At 71.2% G+C, this 19578-nt stretch carries 17 protein-coding genes; 6 read left to right on the top strand and 11 right to left on the bottom strand.

Translation table 11 applies throughout. The features are described 5' to 3' along the window. Positions 1–6: 6 nt before the first annotated feature. On the bottom strand, positions 7–555 hold the full coding sequence (locus O7616_RS12675; protein WP_282306973.1) for a hypothetical protein: 549 nt from the start codon (positions 553–555) through the stop codon (positions 7–9). A gap of 99 nt (positions 556–654) precedes the next feature. Continuing rightward, the gene (locus tag O7616_RS12670) at positions 655–909 is read right to left on the bottom strand and encodes a DUF5522 domain-containing protein (RefSeq protein ID WP_282261736.1); all 255 of its coding nucleotides are present in this window, start codon (positions 907–909) and stop codon (positions 655–657) included. A 69-nt stretch (positions 910–978) separates the two neighbouring features. Between O7616_RS12670 and O7616_RS12665 the strand changes: the two genes are divergently transcribed. Then, a complete protein-coding gene (locus tag O7616_RS12665) occupies positions 979–1920 on the top strand; it encodes a MerR family transcriptional regulator (protein WP_282306972.1) in 942 nt (313 codons plus the stop codon). A gap of 5 nt (positions 1921–1925) precedes the next feature. On the opposite strand, the gene O7616_RS12660 is transcribed toward O7616_RS12665, so the two are convergent. Next, positions 1926–2861: a DUF2332 domain-containing protein gene (locus O7616_RS12660; RefSeq protein ID WP_282306971.1), complete on the bottom strand. Its 936-nt coding sequence runs from the start codon at positions 2859–2861 to the stop codon at positions 1926–1928. 138 nt (positions 2862–2999) lie between these two features. Here O7616_RS12660 and O7616_RS12655 point away from each other — a divergent pair, with 138 nt between their 5' ends. Both O7616_RS12655 and O7616_RS12650 read left to right on the top strand, forming a co-directional pair. Continuing rightward, the gene (locus O7616_RS12655; RefSeq protein WP_282306970.1) at positions 3000–4112 is read left to right on the top strand and encodes an FAD-dependent monooxygenase; all 1113 of its coding nucleotides are present in this window, start codon (positions 3000–3002) and stop codon (positions 4110–4112) included. Between the two features lie 144 nt (positions 4113–4256). Next, positions 4257–4568 (top strand): NIPSNAP family protein, encoded by a 312-nt coding sequence (locus tag O7616_RS12650; RefSeq protein WP_282306969.1) that lies wholly within the window; start codon positions 4257–4259, stop codon positions 4566–4568. Positions 4569–4688: 120 nt separating this feature from the next. On the opposite strand, the gene O7616_RS12645 is transcribed toward O7616_RS12650, so the two are convergent. The 3 genes from O7616_RS12645 to nrdR form a co-directional block, all read right to left on the bottom strand. Beyond that, positions 4689–5183 (bottom strand): hypothetical protein, encoded by a 495-nt coding sequence (locus O7616_RS12645; protein ID WP_282306968.1) that lies wholly within the window; start codon positions 5181–5183, stop codon positions 4689–4691. A 411-nt stretch (positions 5184–5594) separates the two neighbouring features. Further along, positions 5595–8498: a vitamin B12-dependent ribonucleotide reductase gene (locus O7616_RS12640; RefSeq protein ID WP_282306967.1), complete on the bottom strand. Its 2904-nt coding sequence runs from the start codon at positions 8496–8498 to the stop codon at positions 5595–5597. A 34-nt stretch (positions 8499–8532) separates the two neighbouring features. Then, positions 8533–9021, bottom strand: coding sequence for a transcriptional regulator NrdR (gene nrdR, locus O7616_RS12635; protein WP_282261759.1), 489 nt, complete (start codon positions 9019–9021; stop codon positions 8533–8535). A 538-nt stretch (positions 9022–9559) separates the two neighbouring features. Between nrdR and lexA the strand changes: the two genes are divergently transcribed. After that, positions 9560–10345 (top strand): transcriptional repressor LexA, encoded by a 786-nt coding sequence (gene lexA / locus O7616_RS12630; protein WP_282306966.1) that lies wholly within the window; start codon positions 9560–9562, stop codon positions 10343–10345. Between the two features lie 70 nt (positions 10346–10415). Here the strand turns inward: lexA and O7616_RS12625 are convergent, their stop codons facing one another. Next, the gene (locus O7616_RS12625) at positions 10416–12140 is read right to left on the bottom strand and encodes a hypothetical protein (RefSeq protein ID WP_282306965.1); all 1725 of its coding nucleotides are present in this window, start codon (positions 12138–12140) and stop codon (positions 10416–10418) included. A 50-nt stretch (positions 12141–12190) separates the two neighbouring features. After that, on the bottom strand, positions 12191–13645 hold the full coding sequence (gene hflX, locus O7616_RS12620) for a GTPase HflX (RefSeq protein ID WP_282306964.1): 1455 nt from the start codon (positions 13643–13645) through the stop codon (positions 12191–12193). 183 nt (positions 13646–13828) lie between these two features. Here hflX and O7616_RS12615 point away from each other — a divergent pair, with 183 nt between their 5' ends. Further along, complete coding sequence (locus O7616_RS12615) at positions 13829–15295, top strand: NAD-dependent malic enzyme (RefSeq protein ID WP_282306963.1); 1467 nt, start codon at positions 13829–13831, stop codon at positions 15293–15295. A gap of 126 nt (positions 15296–15421) precedes the next feature. Here the strand turns inward: O7616_RS12615 and dapF are convergent, their stop codons facing one another. From dapF to O7616_RS12600, 3 genes are read right to left on the bottom strand one after another with little or no spacing between them, the layout of a single operon-like run. Beyond that, positions 15422–16270 (bottom strand): diaminopimelate epimerase, encoded by an 849-nt coding sequence (gene dapF / locus O7616_RS12610; protein WP_282306962.1) that lies wholly within the window; start codon positions 16268–16270, stop codon positions 15422–15424. Between the two features lie 7 nt (positions 16271–16277). Next, complete coding sequence (gene miaA, locus O7616_RS12605) at positions 16278–17201, bottom strand: tRNA (adenosine(37)-N6)-dimethylallyltransferase MiaA (RefSeq protein WP_282307608.1); 924 nt, start codon at positions 17199–17201, stop codon at positions 16278–16280. Continuing rightward, positions 17186–18064, bottom strand: coding sequence for a hypothetical protein (locus O7616_RS12600; RefSeq protein WP_282306961.1), 879 nt, complete (start codon positions 18062–18064; stop codon positions 17186–17188). Before O7616_RS12600 ends, miaA begins: the two co-directional genes overlap by 16 nt. 150 nt (positions 18065–18214) lie before the next feature. On the opposite strand from O7616_RS12600, the gene O7616_RS12595 reads away from it, so the two are divergent. Then, the gene (locus tag O7616_RS12595) at positions 18215–19423 is read left to right on the top strand and encodes a DUF349 domain-containing protein (RefSeq protein ID WP_282306960.1); all 1209 of its coding nucleotides are present in this window, start codon (positions 18215–18217) and stop codon (positions 19421–19423) included. Positions 19424–19578 lie beyond the last annotated feature (155 nt).

The following is a 19578-nucleotide window of genomic DNA, read 5'->3' as shown; positions in this document are numbered from 1 at the left end:
CGGGCGTCACAGCGCCCGGGTGTTCACCTTCTTCGCCAGCGCGGTCAGGTCACCGGTCAGCTTCTCCACCGTCGAGCGTTCGCTGCCCCGGGCCGACGTCCAGCTCACCGTGGCCAACCGCCCGTCGGTGGCCAGCCAACCCACCTCGGCGACCGGCCCACGCCCGCTCGCGGCGGCGAGGGTACGCCGGTACGCCTGCTGGCCCAGCCCGGTGACCTTCGCCGCCTTGTCGGGCACCACGTCCGCGCCGAAGGTCGTCTTGTCGACCGTGGTCTCCGACACAGTCAACGTCAGCTCCGGCAGCGTCGCGCCCGTGGCCCGGACCACGCAGGTGTGCGTGTCGCCCTGTTCGCTGGCCGCCGCCACGTCGAAGCGCACCTTGACCGTCTCTTCGATCACCGTGAAGTCCAGGAGTCGGCAGGCCCCGCCCGAGGAGGCCGCCGCCACGTCCACCGCGATCGGCACCGGCGGCGGCACCGCCACCGGCTCGGCCTCGGCGGCGCACCCGCTCACCAGCAGCCCCGCCACCCCGGCGACCACGATCCGCCCGCGCACGTTCCACCCTCTCGCCGACCGACGGCGGAAACGCGCCCGCCGGATGTCCGTCGGAAACCGTACGGGGTGTCCGGGTCGGGCGGAAGCCCTCGTTCACGCCTATCCGGACGGTGGATCGTCCACGTACGGGCAGTGTCGGCAGCCTCGCCCGCAACAGGTGCCGCGACGGGCCAGGAAACCGGCGCTGAGGACGAACAGCCCGCTCGCCGGGTCGAGGTAACCGGCCTCGTCGGCGGCGAGCGCCGCGTCGTGCGCGGCGAGGATCCGGGCCCGGTCGGGGTGCTCCGGCGACAGGCGGGACGGGTGCGGCTCGGTGAGCGGCCGGCCGGCCAGGGGTTTCCGCTCTCCGGTCACCGGAGCAGTCTAGGAGGCCGGACGGGCGGTGCTTGAGTCTCCATCGGGGGGAGACGCGAAGGTGGTGACATGAGTGGGGAGACACGGCACACGATCGGCGACCTGGCCCTGCGGACCGGCCTCAGCGTCAAGACGATCCGGTACTACGCCGACAGCGGGATCGTCCCGCCGACCGACCGGAGTTCGGCCGGCTACCGCCTGTTCGACGCCGGGGCGGTTGCCCGGCTGGAACTGGTCCGCACACTGCGCGACCTGGGGGTGGATCTGGCCGCCATCCGCCGCGTGGTGAACCACGAGGTGCCGCTGCACGAGATGGCCGCCGCGCACGCCGAAGCGCTGGCGGTCCAGATCCGGGTGCTACGGCTGCGCCAGGCGGTGCTCACCGTCGCGGCGAGGCGCGGATCGGGCCCGGCCGAGGTGGATGAGCTGCACCGGCTGGCCCAGCTCACCACTCGTGAACGGGGGCGACTGGTGGGCGACTTCCTGGACAGCGTCTTCGCTGGTCTGGACGGCGTGCCCGCGTACCCGGGTGTGATCGTCTCGATGACGCCGGAGCTGCCCGACGAGCCCACCATCGAGCAGGTCGAGGCGTGGCTGGAGTTGGCCGAACTGTGCCAGGACGAGACGTTCCGGGCGAGCATGCGGCGAACGGCTCAGCAGTACGCCGCCGACCATGACGTCTCGGGGCTGCCCCGCCCGGACGCCGTCGCGGTGGTCCGGGACGCGGTGGCCCCCGCCCTCGCGGCGGGTCTCGACCCGACCACCCCGGATGCCGATCCGGTGGTCGCGGCCGTCTCCAACCGGTACATGAGCCTGCACGGTCACTGCGATGAGGCCGACCTGCGTCGGCGGTTGCTCGACCGGCTGATTCCGGCCAGTGACCCCCGCCGGGACCGCTACCTCGACCTGTTGGCGGTGCTCAACGGCTGGTCGACCGGAGACGCGACGGCACCGGCGGCGGACTGGTTCGTCCGGGCGCTGCGCCACCGGATGCCCGAGCCGGTCGGTTGAGCCGCTCAGCCGAACCAGGTCATCGCCTGGCCGTGGCCCCTGGTCCAGGCCAACGGCCGACCGTCCAGGGCGAGGACGTTGTGCAGCGCGTCGTTCGGCGGGTCGGGCAGGCCGTCGTACGCCAGCACCTCCGGTGCCTCGTTCGCGACCCAGTGGCCGGGCAGCTCACCGACCAGCCGGACGAACGCCTCCCGGCGCGGCGGCGGCACCTGGTACAGCACCGACGTGTGGAAGACAACGAGCGTCGCGTCGGCCGGTGCGCGGGCCGCCAGCGCCGGCAGATCGTCCACCAGATCACCACGGACCAGCAGCGGCGGATCCGCCGCGGCGACCGCCGCCGCGGCCCGCAGCCGGGCCCGCCGGTGCGCGTGCTCCGGCCAGATCAGCGCATCGAGCCACGACACGTCGTCGGGGTCGGTCACGTCGAGCGGGTTCAGGTCGAGACCGGCCCGCCACACCACTCGGGGTACGCGGGCCGGCGGCACCAACCCGTCTGCCACGCACTCCAGGATCGGCTCACCAAAACCGACCTGGTGCTCCCCGTAGCGGTACGCGTACCGGTCGGGGTAGAGGCAGAGCCCGGCGGACGCACCGACCTCCAGCAGGGCGAGAGGCTGTGGCAGCGCGGCGAGCACCGGCAGCAGCACCGCGCACCGGCCGGTCTCGTTCGTCTGAGTCGCCCGGGTGAGCAGCTCCGCCTTGACGGCGGGCCAGTGCGTCAGCACGTAGTCGTGGAACGCGGCCGGGTCGCCGACCGGCCCGCCCAGCCAGCGGACGACGCTGAACAGCAGATTCGGCTGCCGCCTGGCCGGCGGGACCTCGTCGAGCCGGGCGAGCAAGGGCTCGTCGTCGGCGACGGCAGCCGACAGACGCTCGTAGCTGGCTGACACCCCGCGCGCCTCACGGCTACCGAACTGGACGTACGCCTCGGCGGTCGTCATGCCGTCATCGTCGCAGTCCATTCCTCGGTATCGCAGCCCCCGTACCCGTGGGCTGCCTCACCCGCCTTCTAGGGTTCTGCGGCGGCCGAACCGTTGAGCAGCAGCTCAGCCGGCCTGCCCAACGGGGAGGAACGTGTCGTGCGGGGGGACAATGTCCGGGTACTCATCGTCGGCGGGGGCATCGCCGGGCTGGCGACGGTCGCCGCGTTGCGCGGGTGGGGCGCGACCGTCGACGTGGTCGACCGGGCGCCCGGGCCGAGCGACTCCGGCACCGGCGTCTACCTCACCGGCAACGCGACCCGGATGCTCGACGTCCTCGGTCTGCGGGAGCCGGTCACCGACGTCGCCGTGGAGATCACCCGGCAGCGCAGCGCGAACCAGCGCGGACGCCGCCTCTTCGACATCGACGTGACAGCACTGTGGCAGGGCGTCGGCGCGTGCGTGTCGCTGCCCCGGGCCCGGCTGCACCGGGCCCTGTTGGCCAGCGTCGGAGACGCCCCGATCCGTTGGGGTCGCCACCCGGTCGCGGTCTCCCAGGAGGGCGCCCGGGTAGCCGTCGAGTTCGACGACGGCAGCACCGAACGGTACGACCTGGTGATCGGCGCGGACGGCGTGAACTCGACGGTACGCAGGCTCGCCTTCGACGGTCAGGCGGCCCGCGACCTGGGCCAGTACGCGTACCGCTGGGTTGCTCCCCGCATCGACGACGAGCCGTTCTGGTCGGTGCAGTTGGGGCTCGGGAGGCAGTTCCTGACCATCCCGATCAGCGCGGAGCAGACGTACTGCTACTACAACGACGGCCCGGTGGCCGACCGGCCCGGCTGGCGCGACGACGTGGCCGAGTCGTTCACCGAGCCGGCGGCCATCATGCTCAAGGCCCTCGACCACGACGACAGCACCCTGCACGCCGGCCCGAACCAGGAGGTCGTGCTCGACTCCTGGACCCGGGGGCCGGTGCTGCTGATCGGCGACGCCGCCCACGCCACCTCACCGAACATGGCCCAGGGCGCGGCGATGGCCCTGGAGGACGCGGTAGTGCTCGCGTCGTCGTTGACCGCCGCCGACTCCGTCGCCGAGGCGCTGCGGGGTTACGAGGCACGGCGACGCCCACGTACGGACTGGGTGCTCAGCCAGACGCAACGCCGGGACAAGGCCAGCGGGCTGCCGCCCGCGCTGCGCGACCTGGTGCTACGCCGCCTCGGCGAGCAGATGTTCCGCTCGAACTACGGCCCGCTTTTCGCCCAACCCTGACCGGTCCGTTGCCGACTCCGACCCGGCCCGGCCGCCGTGATCGACACCAGGTCGGTGATGTGGCGGTATCCGGGCCGCGGGATAGCCCCACTCCGCCGACCCGGTGTCGACCATGGAGCCCGACACCGGTCGTAGGGTGGGATCATGATCACGTGCATTGTGCACTACACGATCGATCCCGCACAGATCGCGGCGTTCGAGGACTTCGCGAGAGCATGGATGCGGCTGGTGGCCGAGCACGGCGGGGTGCACCACGGCTACTTCCTGCCCGCCGAGGGTGCCAGCGACAAGGCCGAGGCGCTGTTCAGCTTCGAGAGCCTGGCAGCCTACGAGCGTTACCGCGCACGGTTCGGCACCGACCCGGAGTTCGTCGCGGCCGACCGCATCCGCGACGACTCGGGTTGTGTCGTGCGGTACGAGCGGACGTTCATGCGCCCGCTCCTGCCGACTGACTGAGCCGGTTGGGCACCCGGGCTGGTGATGGGGCATCATCGAGGCACCGGCGTCCGCAACGCCGCACGCGCCGCCGAACGAGCGAGCCAGTAGCCCGATCGCCGAGATCACGATGCTGCGCGGTCAGAGCGGATGATGCCACTCCCTGAGCCGGCGCACCGGCATGTCGCCGGCAGACGGCCAGAGCTGCACCCGCCACCTGTCCCCGGGGGTGATCGAGCCGGGCCAGCCGCGGTTGACAAACCCTCGACCCGATATCCGTGCGGCATACCGGCCGCTCGACACCTCGAAGTCGGCGACGGCGTCCGTGGGGCTGAAGTAGCGAAGCACGTCATCGGCCACCAGGAGGCAAGCCTCGAACACTTCTTCCCAATCCTCCGAATCATCGGGCGGCCGGTCGTCCCACACCTCCAGACGGAACGGCATCTCGACGTTGTTTTGGTGAGGAGAGATAACGATGACCCCGTGGTCGTCCGCCGCGATGCCTGAGCCGTTGATCGCTTGTTCGAGCAGGGTCGTGTAGTCGGCATCGGGCGATGGATTACCGCAGAGGCAGAACTGCCCGTGGTCGAGCCGAACGGTTCTCTCGTCGACCCGGCGTGGTACTGGCTCGCTCACGTAGGCATTGTCCCCGTCGTGCTCGCGTCGCCGGGCCCTGTCCCCGCTCGTTGCCGCACGGCCTCTCATGCCATCGCAGGGACGGGAACCACAAGCACGTGACCATCGAGGGTGCCGACCGCCAGGCGACCGGCACCTACCCACGCCAGCGAGAGCGGCACGACAGGGTGACCGGCGATCGTGTCGACATCCTGCGGGGCCAGCCACTCATGGGAATGATCAAGTGATGAAAAGTAGGTCAGAGATGGCCCTGACGCCTACTTTTCATCACTTGATCATGTCTGGTCGTGGAGGACCGCCGATCACGCGACGCCGCTGCCTCGTGCCAGACGCGCCGGGACGGCCACCCGAGTAACGGCGCTGCCCCGACCTCCACGAAGAAGGCCGGGGCAGCGCCGTTCCGCATATAGGTCAGCTGCAGCCGCTGGTGGAGCCGCAGCCCTCGCAGACGTAGCAGCTACCGGCGGGGCGCATCTTCGTACCGCAGGTGAAGCAGAGTGGTGCGTCGGCGGCCTTGCCGATCACGGCCTCCAGCAACTCGGTGCTGGAACCCACGCTCGGTGCCGGCTTGGCGGCGGCCACGTCGGCCATCTCCTGCGCCGGCTGGGCGACCGCCTCGGTCTTGGCGGGAGCCTCGACCGGCGCGGAGGACGCCATGGCGGTGAGGTCCGCACCGGTCGCGGCGGCCTCCGCGTCGGCCTCGGCCCGCAGCTGGGCGGCCCGCTCCGAGGCGGTGAAGATGCCCAGCTCGGCGCGGCGCTCGTAGGGCAGGAAGTCCAGGGCCAGGCGACGGAAGATGTAGTCCATCACCGAGGCGGCCATCCGCACGTCCGGGTCGTCGGTCATGCCGGCCGGCTCGAAGCGCATGTTGGTGAACTTGCTGACGAACGTCTCCAGCGGAACGCCGTACTGCAGGCCGATGCTGATGGCCACCGAGAAGGCGTCCATCACACCGGCGAGCGTCGAGCCCTGCTTGGACATCTTGAGGAAGACCTCGCCGAGGCCGTCGTCCGGGTAGGACGACGCGGTGAGGTAGCCCTCGGCGCCGCCGACGGAGAAGCTGACCGTCTCGGACGGGCGCTTCTTCGGCAGGCGCTTACGCACCGGCCGGTACTCGATGACCTTCTCCACGGCGGCCGGCTCGGCGGCTGCGGTGTCGACGGCGGCCGGCTCGGTGGCCTTGTTGTTCTTGGCGACCGACAGCGGCTGGCCGACCTTGCAGTTGTCCCGGTAGATCGCCAGGGCCTTCAGGCCGAGCTTCCAGCCCTCGAAGTAGATCTTCTCGACGTCCTCGACGGTGGCCGCCTCCGGCATGTTGACCGTCTTGGAGATGGCGCCGGAGACGAACGGCTGGATGGCCGCCATCATCCGCACGTGACCCATCGGAGCGATCGTCCGCTCCCCCATCGCGCAGTCGAAGACCGCGTAGTGCTCCGGCTTGAGGCCCGGCGCGTCCACCACGTGACCGTGGTCGGCGATGTGCTCGACGATCGCCTCGACCTGCTCCTCCGGGTAACCGAGGCTGCGCAGGGCGCGCGGCACCGTCTGGTTGACGATCTGCATCGAGCCGCCGCCGACCAGCTTCTTGAACTTGACCAGCGCCAGGTCCGGCTCCACACCGGTCGTGTCGCAGTCCATCATGAAGCCGATGGTGCCGGTCGGGGCGAGGACGCTCGCCTGCGCGTTGCGCCACCCGAACTTGTCACCGATCTTGTTGCCCTGGGTCCACTGCTTGGTCGCCTCACGGACGATCGCGGTGGCCACCGGGCTGGTCGGCTTGATCTCGTCGTTGGCGGCGGCGTGCTTACGCATGACCCGCTTGTGCGGCTCGGCGTTGCGGGCGTAGCCGTCGTACGGGCCCACGACGCCGGCCAGCTCGGCCGAGCGGCGGTACGCGGTGCCGGTCATCAGGGACGTGATCGCCGCGGCGACCGAGCGGCCCTGCTCCGAGTCGTAGGGCAGGCCGGAGGCCATCAGCAGGGCGCCCAGGTTGGCGTAGCCGATGCCGAGCTGCCGGTACGCGCGGGAGGTCTCACCGATCTTCTCGGTCGGGAAGTCCGCGAAGCAGATCGAGATGTCCATCGCGGTGATGACGAACTCGACGGACTTGACGAACTTCTCCACCTCGAAGCCGCCGTCGGCGCGGAGGAACTTCATCAGGTTGAGCGACGCCAGGTTGCACGAGGAGTTGTCCAGGTGCAGGTACTCCGAGCACGGGTTCGACGCGGTGATCCGGCCGGTCTCCGGGCAGGTGTGCCAGTCGTTGATCGTGTCGTCGTACTGCAGGCCCGGGTCGGCGCACTCCCAGGCGGCCTGCGAGATGGAGCGGAACAGGTTCTTGGCGTCGACGGTCTCGATCACCGAGCCGTCCAGCCGGCCGCGCAGGTCGAAGCCCTTGCCGTTCTCCACGGCCGACATGAACTCGTCGGAGACCCGGACCGAGTTGTTGGCGTTCTGGTACTGCACGCTGACGATGTCGGAGCCGCCGAGGTCCATGTCGAACCCGGCGTCACGCAGCGCGCGGATCTTGTCCTCCTCGCGCGCCTTCGTGACCACGAACTCCTGGATGTCCGGGTGGTCCACGTCGAGGATGACCATCTTGGCCGCGCGCCGCGTGGCACCGCCGGACTTGATGGTGCCGGCCGAGGCGTCCGCGCCGCGCATGAAGCTGACCGGGCCGGAGGCGTTGCCGCCGGAGGAGAGCAGCTCCCGCGACGAACGGATCCGCGACAGGTTGACCCCGGAGCCGGAGCCGCCCTTGAAGATCAGCCCCTCCTCCTTGTACCAGTCGAGGATGGAGTCCATCGAGTCGTCGACGGCCAGGATGAAGCAGGCGCTGACCTGCTGCGGCGACGGCGTACCGACGTTGAACCAGACCGGCGAGTTGAAGCTGAACACCTGGTGCAGCAGCATCCAGGTCAGCTCGTGGTCGAAGATCTCGGCGTCCGCCGGGCTGGCGAAGTAGCCGTACTCCTCACCCGCGGTGCGGTAGGTGGTGACCACCCGGTCGATCAGCTGCTTGAGCGACCACTCGCGCTCCGGGGTCCCCACCGCGCCCCGGAAGTACTTGGTCGTGACGATGTTGGCCGCGTTGACGCTCCACGCCTGGGGGAACTCGACCCCCCGCTGCTCGAAGTTGATCGAGCCGTCCCGCCAGTTCGTCATCACGACGTCGCGGCGCTCCCAGCTGACCTCGTCGTACGGGTGGACCCCCTCGGTCGTCCACACCCGCTCGATCTTCAGCCCCGCGCCTGCCTTGTTCCGTGAACGGCTAGTTGTCACGCCGTCGCCCCCCTCGTCTGCGCGGTCACCCACCGCGCGTCCCAATCGCTTGAAAAACAGTGAAGATTCAGCTGGTACGGCCGGCGGCCTCGACCGCGTCGGCCCGGGCCCGCGCCGCGGCCCGCAACGTCTCGATCTCGCGCTCGAAGTCGGCAAGCGAGTCGAAGGAGCGGTAGACGCTGGCGAACCGCAGGTAGGCGATCTCGTCCAGGTCGCGCAACGGGCCCAGGATCGCCAGGCCCACCTCGTGGCTGGGGATCTCGGCGGCCCCCTTGGCCCGGACGGTCTCCTCCACCCGCTGCGCCAGCAGCGCGAGCGAGTCGTCGTCGACCGGCCGACCCTGGCACGCCTTGCGCACCCCGCCGATGATCTTCGTACGGCTGAACGGCTCGGTCACCCCGCTGCGCTTGACGACCGCGAGGACCGCCTCCTCGACGGTGGTGAACCGCTTGCCGCACTCCGGGCAGGACCGCCGCCGTCGGATGAGTTGGCCGTCGTCGGCCTCCCGCGAGTCGACCACTCGGGAGTCAGCGTGTCGGCAGTACGGACACCGCATCGCCCACCTCCTAAAATGATCAACTGCGCCCACACCGGGCACCCCCGGACACGGCTCACCGCGACGGTGCCATCCTCGGACGACGCCCGCCGTGCTCGACCTTACGGGAGTGCGGTCGGTAGTCGGACCCAACCTGTGGGCAACTTACGCCCGTGTCACTACTACATCTAGGGGTCGACCGTATGCCGCCGGGAAGGCCGGGTCAAGTTGAACCGCGTGTCCGGCGCGTCACGGACCATCCGGTCATCGGCGACCGCCGGCGCGCCCGAAGACCCAACCGCCGAGCCCTCGCCCGGGTTACCGGCCAGCAGGCCGGACCGACCCGGAAAACGGCCGAGGATCGAACACCAGTGCTACCTGACGTACCATTTATCAGAACATCCGTACGACCGGAGCGCTTTTTCACCCCGACACGCCGGTGAGAGGTCGTACAGATGTTTGAAAATGACTGATCTCACCTATACGGTCATGAACAACGTGGCACCCCGCACGCACCACGAGCCGACGAGGCACCCAGCGCCGACCAGGGAGGACGGACGTGACCGAGGACCGGGCCAGCCGGCCGAAGAGCCCGCAGCAGATCACCGAGGCGGGCCCGCCGGCCACCCGACGCCGAGGCGCCGCGCGCAGCCGGACGGGTCAGCCCGCCGTGCGCCCGGTCACACCGGTGGTCAGCGCCTTCCCCGACCCGGCGACGATCGACCTGACCGCCCGTCAGCGTCGCATCCTGGAGTTCATCCGCACCTGGGTGGAGCGCCACGGCTACCCGCCGAGCGTCCGCGAGATCGGCGAGGCCGTCGGCCTGGTGTCGCCGTCCAGCGTCGCCTACCAGCTCAAGGAGCTGGAGAAGAAGGGCTTCCTGCGCCGCGACCCCAACCGGCCGCGCGCCGTCGACGTCCGCGCTCCGAGCGAGGCGATCGACGACGAGCTGTCCCGGGCACAGCGGCCCACCCCGGCGTACGTGCCGATGCTCGGCCGGATCGCCGCCGGTGGTCCCATCCTCGCCGAGCAGGCCGTGGAGGACATCTTCCCGCTCCCACGCGAGTTGGTGGGCGAGGGCGAGGTCTTCATGCTCCAGGTCAAGGGTGACTCGATGCTCGACGCGGCGATCTGCGACGGCGACTGGGTCGTCGTCCGGCAACAGCCGACCGCCGACTCCGGCGAGATTGTGGCCGCCATGCTCGACGGCGAGGCGACGGTGAAGACCTACCGTCGCCGTGACGGGCATGTCTGGCTGATGCCGCAGAACCCGGCCTTCGACCCCATCCCCGGTGACGACGCCACCATCATGGGCCGGGTCGTGGCGGTGCTGCGCCGGATCTGACCGACCGGCGGGTGGGCGCACGTGGTGCCCACCCGCGCCCGTCCATCAGGGCAGGTGGCCGGCAGAGCCTTCAGTAGCGGTCGCCCCGATAGCCGCGACCGCCACCGGGATACTGCCCGTACGGATCGACGGGCGCGTCGTCGTCCCGTCGGCGGCCGGGCCGCTGACCCCGCTGGTCGGGCTCCTGGCCGCCGCGCCGGGGTGGTTCGGCACGACCGGTGCCGGGCTGGCCGCCACCGCCGCCGTAGACCCCGCCACCGGGCCGACCGCCACCGCCCTGCTGGCGACCACCGGCACCCTGGGGACGACCACCACCCTGCGGGCGACCGCCACCACCCTGCGGGCGACCCCCGGTGCCCTGCGGGCGGCCACCGGCCGGAGGCCGTCCGCCTCCGTAGACGCCGTTGCCGCCATCCGATCGGCCCCCGCCGTAGCCACCGTCGGACGCCGCCGGGCGAGCACCTCCGTAAACGGCACCACCTGCCGGGGCCGCGCCTCCGCGACCCGGGGGACCCCCACGACCAGGCGCACCGCCGTAGACCGCGCCGCCCGCCGCCGCGCCGCCACCGTAGACACCGCCCGGACGGTCGGCAGACCCACGGGGAGCATCGGCGGAACGGCCCGTGCGGGGGTCGAGCGGATCACCGTCCGGGCCCGCCGAGTCGGAATCATCATCAGCCATCGGCCGGCGACGGGCCCGGATGATGCCGAAGATGCCCGCGCCGACCAGCAGCAGACCGATCAACCCGACCGCGCCGACCAGGTACGTGATGTCGTCGAAGCTCAACCCGTCCGTCCACGACCGCGAGGAGGCCGGCTTGGCGACCGCTCCACCTCCCGGTGCCTGTGGCACGGCGGTCGAGGTGGACGGGGTGTAGCTGAGGATGTCGAGGACCTCGTCCTCGGCGAACCGGGTGGCGTCGGAGACGGTGAGGAACGACTTGCCGTCCGGGGTGTAACTGATGGCCTCGCCGAACGGATCCGTCAACGGTGTCACCCGAGGCTTGCCGGTGGTGAGCGCCCCGACGATGTCACCGCCGCTCACGTCGAACTCGAAAGCGTCCGCGTAGGTGCGCAGCACCACCCGGGAGCCGTCCGGTGACCGGGCCGCGCCGGTGATGGCGATCCGGCCGAACGTGTTGAGCGGATTTTCCGTCTGCGTCTTCGGCAGGGTGATCTCGCCGGCCTTACGCATCGGCACCGGCTCGGTGTCGCCGCTCTTCAGAGCCGCCGTCGGTGTGTAGATCTCGGCCTTGCCGCTGGTCACCTTCGTGATGATCAGCGGCTTGCCGTCGTCGCCGATGAGCAACGCCTCGGCGTCGTGCGGTTTCGCCTCGGGATAGGCCAGCCGGTGCAGCGTCGGCTGCTTGGTGCCGCTGACCGACATCGACCAGAGCGCGACCCGCGTACGGCGGGTCTTCGAGTCGGCGTTGTCACCGATGTCGGCGATCCAGAGGGTGTTGCCGTCCTTGGAGAGCGCCAGGTCCTCGGTGTCGGCCGGGCCCTGCCCCGAGTAGCGGACCGGCTCCTTCGAGATCTTGCACTTGGTGTCGAGGAAGAAGATCCGCTTACGTGCCGCGTTCTCGGTGCCGTCGTTGATGACGATGTAGCCGCTCTTGGTCGCGACCAGCCCGGACAACTCCCGCAGCCGCTCGTCGACGATCGTGCACCGCTTCTGGCCGGGAGTGACGGCGGACAACCCGGGAGCGGGAGCCGCCACAGCGACTCCGGTGAGCGCCACGGTTGCCCCGAGCAGGCCGAGGGCAACCGTGACCGAGGAAACAACGCGGCGCATCCGTGCAGTGTCGCATGCCGCGCGTTTCCGGTGGATGACGCCGTGGCCGCTCAGGACCGGACGCCGGCCACCTGACTCTCCCGCTGGACCTCGTAGGGCGCCAACTCCGCAGCCAGCTCCGGGCCGACCCGGACGTGCAGCAGCGTGCCCTCCGGCAGGTGCGACGTGCTGAGCACGTCACCCGTGCGGTGCACCCGTGCCACCAGGTCACCCCGGTCGTACGGAAGCACGGCCCGAACCTCCACGGCGGGGCGCGGCAGCCGCTCCTCGATCGCCGCGCGCAACCCGTCGATGCCTCGACCGGAGTGCGCGGACACGAAGATCGCATCCGGCCAGAGCCGCTTGAGTCGCAGCAGCGTGTCCTCGTCGGCGGCGTCGGTCTTGTTGACCACCAACAGCTCGGGGAGCCGGTCGGCGCTGACCTCGGCGAGCACCGCGTGGACCGCCCGGACCTGCTCCTCCGGATCCGGGTGGGTGCCGTCGACGACGTGCACCACCAGATCCGCCTCCGCTACCTCCTCCAGCGTCGAGCGGAACGCCTCGACGATCTGGTGCGGGAGGTGCCGGACGAAGCCGACCGTGTCGGAGAGGGTGTAGAGCCGCCCGTCCGAGGCGGTGGCCTTACGGGTCGTCGGATCCAACGTCGCGAACAACGCGTTCTCCACCAGCACACCCGCGCCGGTCAGCCGGTTGAGCAGGCTGGACTTGCCGGCGTTCGTGTAACCGGCGATGGCCACGGCCGGGACGGAGTTGCGGGTGCGTCGGGCGCGCTTGGTGACGCGTACCGTCCGCATGCTTTTGATCTCACGCCGCAGTCGGGAGATGCGGTGCCGGATGCGCCGCCGGTCGGTCTCCAGCTTGGTCTCACCGGGACCACGCACACCCACACCGCCGCCGGCGCCGCCACCCCGGCCGGAACCACCGGTCTGCCGGGAGAGGGTCTCACCCCAACCGCGCAGCCGGGGCAGCAGGTATTCGAGCTGAGCCAGCTCGACCTGCGCCTTACCTTCCTTGCTCTTGGCGTGCTGGGCGAAGATGTCGAGGATCAGCGCCGTCCGGTCGACGACCTTGACCTTGGTGCGCTGCTCCAGGTTGCGCAGCTGGGACGGGGACAACTCACCGTCGCAGATGACCGTGTCGGCGCCGGTGGAGAGGACCACCGCGCCGAGGTCGTCGACCTTGCCCCGACCGATGTAGGTGGCCGGGTCGGGCCGGGTGCGGCGCTGGATGAGCCCTTCGAGCACCTGCGAGCCGGCGGTCTCGGCCAGCGCGGCGAGCTCGGTCAGGGAGTTTTCGGCGTCGGTCACCGTGCCCTCGGTCCAGACACCCACCAGGACCACCCGCTCCAGCCGCAGCTGGCGGTACTCCACCTCGGTGATGTCGCTGAGCTCGGTCGAGAGGCCCGGGACGCGCCGGAGAGACTGCCGCTCCGAGAGGTCCAGCTCGCCGGTGGTGACGTCGTCGAACTCGTCCTCGACGGGGACGAAGTTCTCCTGGTCTCGCAAGCGGTTCTCCTGTCCGTTTTGATAAGTAGAACGTAATCCTGACATGACACAACGCCGAACGCACCTGCTATATGCCCATGGTGAAGGTCGCCAAAAGTGGGGCCGAATGCTGGTCGGGCTCGACAACCGAGTAGAAATGCGGGCGGCGGCCGACCGGCCGCACAGCCGTGACGGAGGGATCCCGTGGCCATCACCCGACTGCCCAGCGCCGGATTTTCGATCACCATCCGGATCGCCGTGACCGCGGACGCCTCCTCGATCGGCCGACTCACCACCTCCGTCGGCGAGGCCGGGGCGATCGTCACGGCGCTGGACGTGGTGGACTCCGACCCGACCCACGTGATCGTCGACCTGACCTGCGACACCGCCGACGCCGGGCACGCCGACCAGGTGGTCGAGGCGCTGACCGCGCTGGACGGTGTGGACGTGCGCAAGGTGTCGGACCGGACGTTCCTCCTGCATCTCGGCGGCAAGATCGAGGTGACGTCGAAGGTCGCGCTGCGCAACCGCGACGAGCTGTCCCGGGCGTACACCCCGGGGGTGGCCCGGGTCTGCATGGCCATCGCGGAGAACCCGGCGGACGCGCGGCGACTGACCATCAAGCGCAACACCGTCGCGGTCGTCAGTGACGGTTCCGCGGTGCTGGGCCTGGGCAACCTGGGCCCGGCCGCGTCGCTGCCGGTGATGGAGGGCAAGGCGGCGCTGTTCAAGCGCTTCGGTGGGGTGGACGCCTGGCCGGTGGTGCTGGACACCCAGGACACCGACGAGATCGTGCAGATCGTCAAGGCGATCGCGCCCGCGTACGGCGGGATCAACCTGGAGGACATCGCCGCGCCACGCTGCTTCGAGATCGAGGCCCGGCTGCGTGAGGCGCTGGACATCCCGGTCTTCCACGACGACCAGCACGGCACGGCGATCTGCGTGCTGGCGGCGCTGACCAACGCGCTGCGCGTGGTGGGCAAGCAGCTCTCGGACGTCCGGGTGGTGGTCTCCGGCGCCGGCGCGGCCGGGACCGCGATCATGAAGCTGCTGCTGCGGCAGGGCGTCGGGGACATCATCGCGTACGACCGGCAGGGCGCCCTGCACCGTGGGCTGACCGGGCTCAACTCGGCGTGGCAGTGGTTGGCGGACAACACCAACAAGGAGAACTACTCGGGTGACCTGCCGGGTGCGATCCGGGGTGCCGACGTGTTCATCGGCGTGAGCGCGCCGAACCTGCTCACCGGCGACGACATCGCCCAGATGGCGAAGGACGCGATCGTCTTCGCCCTCGCCAACCCGGACCCGGAGGTCGACCCCCGGGAGGCCCGCAAGCACGCCGCCGTGGTCGCCACCGGCCGCTCGGACCAGCCGAACCAGATCAACAACGTGCTCGCCTTCCCCGGGGTGTTCCGCGGCATGCTCGACGCGCACGCCGAGGAGTTCACCGAGGAGATGGCGATCGCCGCCGCCCAGGCCATCGCCGACGTGGTGGGCGAAGACAAGATCAACCCGACGGTGATCGTGCCGAGCGTCTTCGACTCCCGGGTCGCCCCGGCCGTCGCCGCCGCCGTCCGCGCCGCCGCGAACAACCCGAGCCCGCGGCCGGCCGCCGACCCGGGTCCGGCAGACCTCCCGGAGATCGCCGCCACCGCCAGCGCGACCCCGTAAGGGACCGGCTTGTCGATCAAGAGGTTTGCGTCAGGAAGACCGTGGAATCTGACGCAAACCTCTTGATCAACACGGATGGGGCGGCGGGCCCCACGTCAGGGACGGAGTGGGGCGGCGGGCCCAGCGTCAGGGACGGAGTAGGGCGGCTGGGTCGATCTCGCCGGTCGCCACCAGGACGGCGGGGCCGGACAGCCAGCAGGAATCCGCCGTCACGGTGACCGTCAGGCGGCCACCGGGGACGTCCACCGCGACCACACCCGTGTCCCGGGCCGCGTCGCGCAGGGCCACCGCGCCCACCGCGCAGGCACCGGTGCCGCAGGACAGCGTCTCCGCGCTGCCACGCTCGTACACCCGCATGAGGGTGTGCCCGTCCGTGCCGTCGACCGGGACGCCCGCCACGATGAACTCCACGTTCACCCCGCTCGGGAAGACCATCGGGTCGTACCCGGGAGCCCTGGTCAGATCCAGCGCGGACAGCTCCACACCGGCGGGCAGGACGCAGACCAGGTGCGGGTTGCCGACGTCCACGGCGGCGCCGGTCAGGGTCAGCTCGCCGAGGGTGGCGGTCGACTCGTCGTACACCCGGGGTCGGCGCATCTCGACGGACACGGCGTCGCCCTCGACCAGCGCGCGCACGACGCCGGCCCGGGTCGCCACCGGCAACGCCGCACCCGCGGGCGTCGCCAACCCCGTGTCGAGCAGGTAGCGCACGAAGACCCGGGCGCCGTTGCCGCACATCTCGGCGAACGAACCGTCGGCGTTCCAGTAGTCCATGAACCACTCGGCCTCGCCGGCCAGCCCGGCGCCGTCCGGGTGCTTGGCCGCGCGGACCACCCGCAGCACGCCGTCCGCGCCGACGCCCCGCCGCCGGTCGCAGAGCGCCGCGACCAGCTCCGGGGTCAGGTCGAGCTGACCGTCCGGGTCGGGAAGGAGGACGAAGTCGTTGCCGGTGCCGTGGCCCTTGGTGAACTCCACGCCCCCATCATCGCGCAGCAGCAGGCACCAGGCGCAGGGCGGCCCCGATCAGGTCCGGCTCCGCCGAGTCCAGCCAGTGGATCCGCGGATCCCGCCGGAACCAGGATCGCTGTCGGCGGACGAAACGGCGGGTCGCCCGGACCGTCTCGTCGTGCGCCTGCGCCTCGGTCAGCTCACCGGCGAGCATCCGCAACACCTGCTGGTAGCCGAGCGCCCGACTCGCCGTCCGCCCCTCGGGCAGCCCCCGCCCGACCAACTCGCGGGTCTCGGCGACCAGGCCGTCGGCCCACATCCGGTCGACCCGCACCGCGATCCGCTCGTCCAGCAGACCGGTGTCCAGGTCGACGCCGAGCTGCACCGACGGGTAGTACGGCGTGGGCTGCGGCAGCGAGGCGGTGAACGGCGCCCCGGTCAGCTCGATCACCTCCAGGGCCCGCACGATCCGCCGACCGTTGGCCGGCAGGATGCTCTCGGCGGCGACCGGGTCGGCGGCACGCAACCGCGCGTACAGCGGAGCCGGGCCCACCTCGGCCAACTCTCGTTCCAGCCGCTCCCGCAGCGCCGCGTCGGTGCCGGGGAACTCGAAACGCTCCAGCACCGCCCGCACGTACAGCCCGGACCCGCCGACCAGCAACGGCACCCGCCCTCGGGACAGGATGTCGTCCACCGCCGCGCGGGCCAGCCGCTGGTACTCCGCGACGCTCGCCGGCTCGGTGACCTCCCAGATGTCCAGCAGGTGGTGCGGCACCCCGTCCCGCTCGGCGACGGTCAACTTGGCGGTGCCGATGTCCATGCCCCGGTAGAGCTGCATCGAGTCGGCGTTGACCACCTCCCCGCCCACCGCGTGCGCCAACGCGATGCTCAGCGCCGACTTACCCGCCGCGGTCGGGCCGACCACCGCCACGACCGTGCCGCTCACATCCGCTCCCAGGAGGCCACGAAGTAGGCGACACCGTAGGGGGCCGCCTCGTGCAGCAACTCCCCGCGCCACCCGCCGTCGGCCGCCCGGGCCGCGCCGGCCAGCACCTGCCACGGCGCGCGACCAGCGGCCTTCAGCTCCGCCGACACCACCGGGTCCAGGTCGAGCAGGACGTCCAGGTCCGCCTCGGCCAGCGCCGTCGCAACCCTCTGGTCGTACGGGAGGGCGCGCGGGTCGTCGTACCCGGGTGACTTCTCCCCCCGGCAGGCCGACCCGTCCCCGAGCGCCAGCAACGCCACCCGGTCACCCGCCGCGGCGATCTCGTCGGCGAGAGCCGCCAGCTCGGCCGGGCCCGCGTCAGCGGCCACCTGCACCGCGGTGATCGTCAGCGCGCTGGGCGGCGCTGCCTCGGACGGAGCTGCCTCGGACGGTGCCGCGTCGGACGGCGCTGCCGCGTTGGACGGCGCTGCGTCGGACGGCGCTGCCTTGGACGGCGGTGGCGCCTCGTGGTGGCGGGCCAGGAGCCATGCGCCGATGGTCAGGCTCAACGGCAGCACCGCGCCCCGGTCGGGCTGACCGGGACCCAGCGGCACGTCCAGGTCGACACCCCAGGGCTGGAGGGAGCCAGTCGCCGGAGTGCGGATCGGGCCGGTCACCGGACCGGTCCCGAGCAGCACCACGGTGTCCGGGCCCACGGCCAGCAACCGGCGTACGGCGGTGTCGCAGGCCGCCCGGAGATCGTCCAACTCCGGGGCCGCGGAGCCGGCCACCTCGGGCACGAGCAGGGGCGGATGCGGGCAGACGGCGGCGGCGACCAGTGGCACCCGTTCACCGTAGCGGGAATCCCCGGTGCGTCTCCGCGCCGATCCGGTCATTCGGCCCCTAGGACACCGTATGGTCACGGTCGGCGATAGGCGCTCGACGCGGACCGGGTGAGACCTGTGACAATGCCGGAAGCAACTTGGCTGCGCCGTGGCGGCGACGGGGGTTCGTTCCCTCGACGCCGGGAGAACGAGGATGGGCACATGAGCGACTGGACTGCCTTCGGACGGGTGGACGCGGACGGCACCGTGTACGTCAAGACCACCGAGGGCGAGCGGGTGGTCGGATCCTGGCAGGCGGGTGCGCCGGAGGAAGGTCTGGCACACTTCGCGCGCCGCTTCGCCGATCTGGTCACCGAGGTGGACCTGACGGAAGCACGGCTCAAGTCGGGTGCGGCGGATGCCGGGCACTCGTTGAGCACGATCCGGCGGATCCGCACCACGCTGCCCGAGGCCAACGTGGTCGGCGACATCGACGCCCTGACCGCGCGTCTGGACAAGCTGGCGACCTTCGCCGAGGAGAAGGCCGGCGAGGCGCGCGCCGCCCGGGACGCCGCACGCGGCGAGGCCCTGGCCCGCAAGACGGCATTGGTCGAGGAGGCCGAGAAGCTGGCCGCCGAGTCCACCGGTTGGAAGACCGCCGGGGACCGGCTCAAGGAGATCCTCGACGAGTGGAAGACCATCCGTGGGGTCGACAAGAAGGCCGACGGTGAGCTGTGGAAGCGGTTCGCCGCCGCCCGGGACGGCTTCACCCGACGCCGGGGCGCCCACTTCGCCTCCCTGGACTCGCAGCGCAAGCAGGCGCAGACCGCCAAGGAGGAGTTGGTCGCCCAGGCGGAGAAGCTTCAGGACTCCACCGACTGGGCCGCCACCGCCAACCAGCTCAAGGACCTGATGACCCAGTGGAAGGCCGCGCCGCGCGCCTCCAAGGAGGCCGAGCAGAAGCTCTGGGAACGGTTCCGGGGTGCGCAGGACGCCTTCTTCAGCCGCCGCAGTGAGGTCTTCTCCGCCCGGGACAACGAGCAGCGCGGCAACCTGGAGCGCAAGCAGGCCCTCCTCGCCGAGGCCGAGGCGTTGGACATCGACGCCGACCCGAAGGGCGCCCAGGCCAAGCTGCGGGAGATCCAGGCACAGTGGCACGAGGCCGGCCGGGTCCCGCGCGAGGCGGCAGCCGGGCTGGAGCGCCGACTGCGCGCCATCGACGACAAGGTCCGTGACGTGATGGACTCGGCGTGGCGTCGCACCACCAAGGAAGACAACCCGCTGCTCGCCCAGATGCGGGCACAGGTGGCGGAAGCCGAGGACCGGCTGGCCCGGGCGCAGAGCGCCGGGGACGCCCGCCGGATCAAGGAAGCCGAGCAGGCGCTCGCCTCCAAGCGGCAGTTCCTCCAGCTCGCCGAGCAGGCCGGGTGAGCTGACCTCGTCCGGAGCCCCCGGCCCCCGTTCCGGGGACCCGGGGGCTCCCGCGTATCCAGGCGCGTGCGCCCCGTTTCACATCGCCCAACGCCGCCCCGAGCCTTCCCGTGCCACGCCGCTCCGCCGCCACGCCACGCCGCCGCCACGCCACG

Source organism: Micromonospora sp. WMMD964 (assembly GCF_029581455.1).
In the GTDB taxonomy this organism is placed as follows: Bacteria; Actinomycetota; Actinomycetes; order Mycobacteriales; family Micromonosporaceae; genus Micromonospora.
Note: the sequence above shows the minus strand (reverse complement) of the source record. Positions and strands in the feature narration are given on the sequence as shown.

What these genes read in the sequence shown, in the direction of transcription:
- O7616_RS12595 (WP_282306960.1), top strand. Translation starts at nt 18,215, where the DNA reads ATGAGCGACTGGACTGCCTTCGGACGGGTGGACGCGGACGGCACCGTG.
- O7616_RS12665 (WP_282306972.1), top strand. Translation starts at nt 979, where the DNA reads ATGAGTGGGGAGACACGGCACACGATCGGCGACCTGGCCCTGCGGACC.
- O7616_RS12660 (WP_282306971.1), bottom strand. Translation starts at nt 2,861, where the DNA reads ATGACGACCGCCGAGGCGTACGTCCAGTTCGGTAGCCGTGAGGCGCGC.
- O7616_RS12600 (WP_282306961.1), bottom strand. Translation starts at nt 18,064, where the DNA reads ATGACCGGATCGGCGCGGAGACGCACCGGGGATTCCCGCTACGGTGAA.
- O7616_RS12650 (WP_282306969.1), top strand. Translation starts at nt 4,257, where the DNA reads ATGATCACGTGCATTGTGCACTACACGATCGATCCCGCACAGATCGCG.
- O7616_RS12625 (WP_282306965.1), bottom strand. Translation starts at nt 12,140, where the DNA reads ATGCGCCGCGTTGTTTCCTCGGTCACGGTTGCCCTCGGCCTGCTCGGG.
- nrdR (WP_282261759.1), bottom strand. Translation starts at nt 9,021, where the DNA reads ATGCGGTGTCCGTACTGCCGACACGCTGACTCCCGAGTGGTCGACTCG.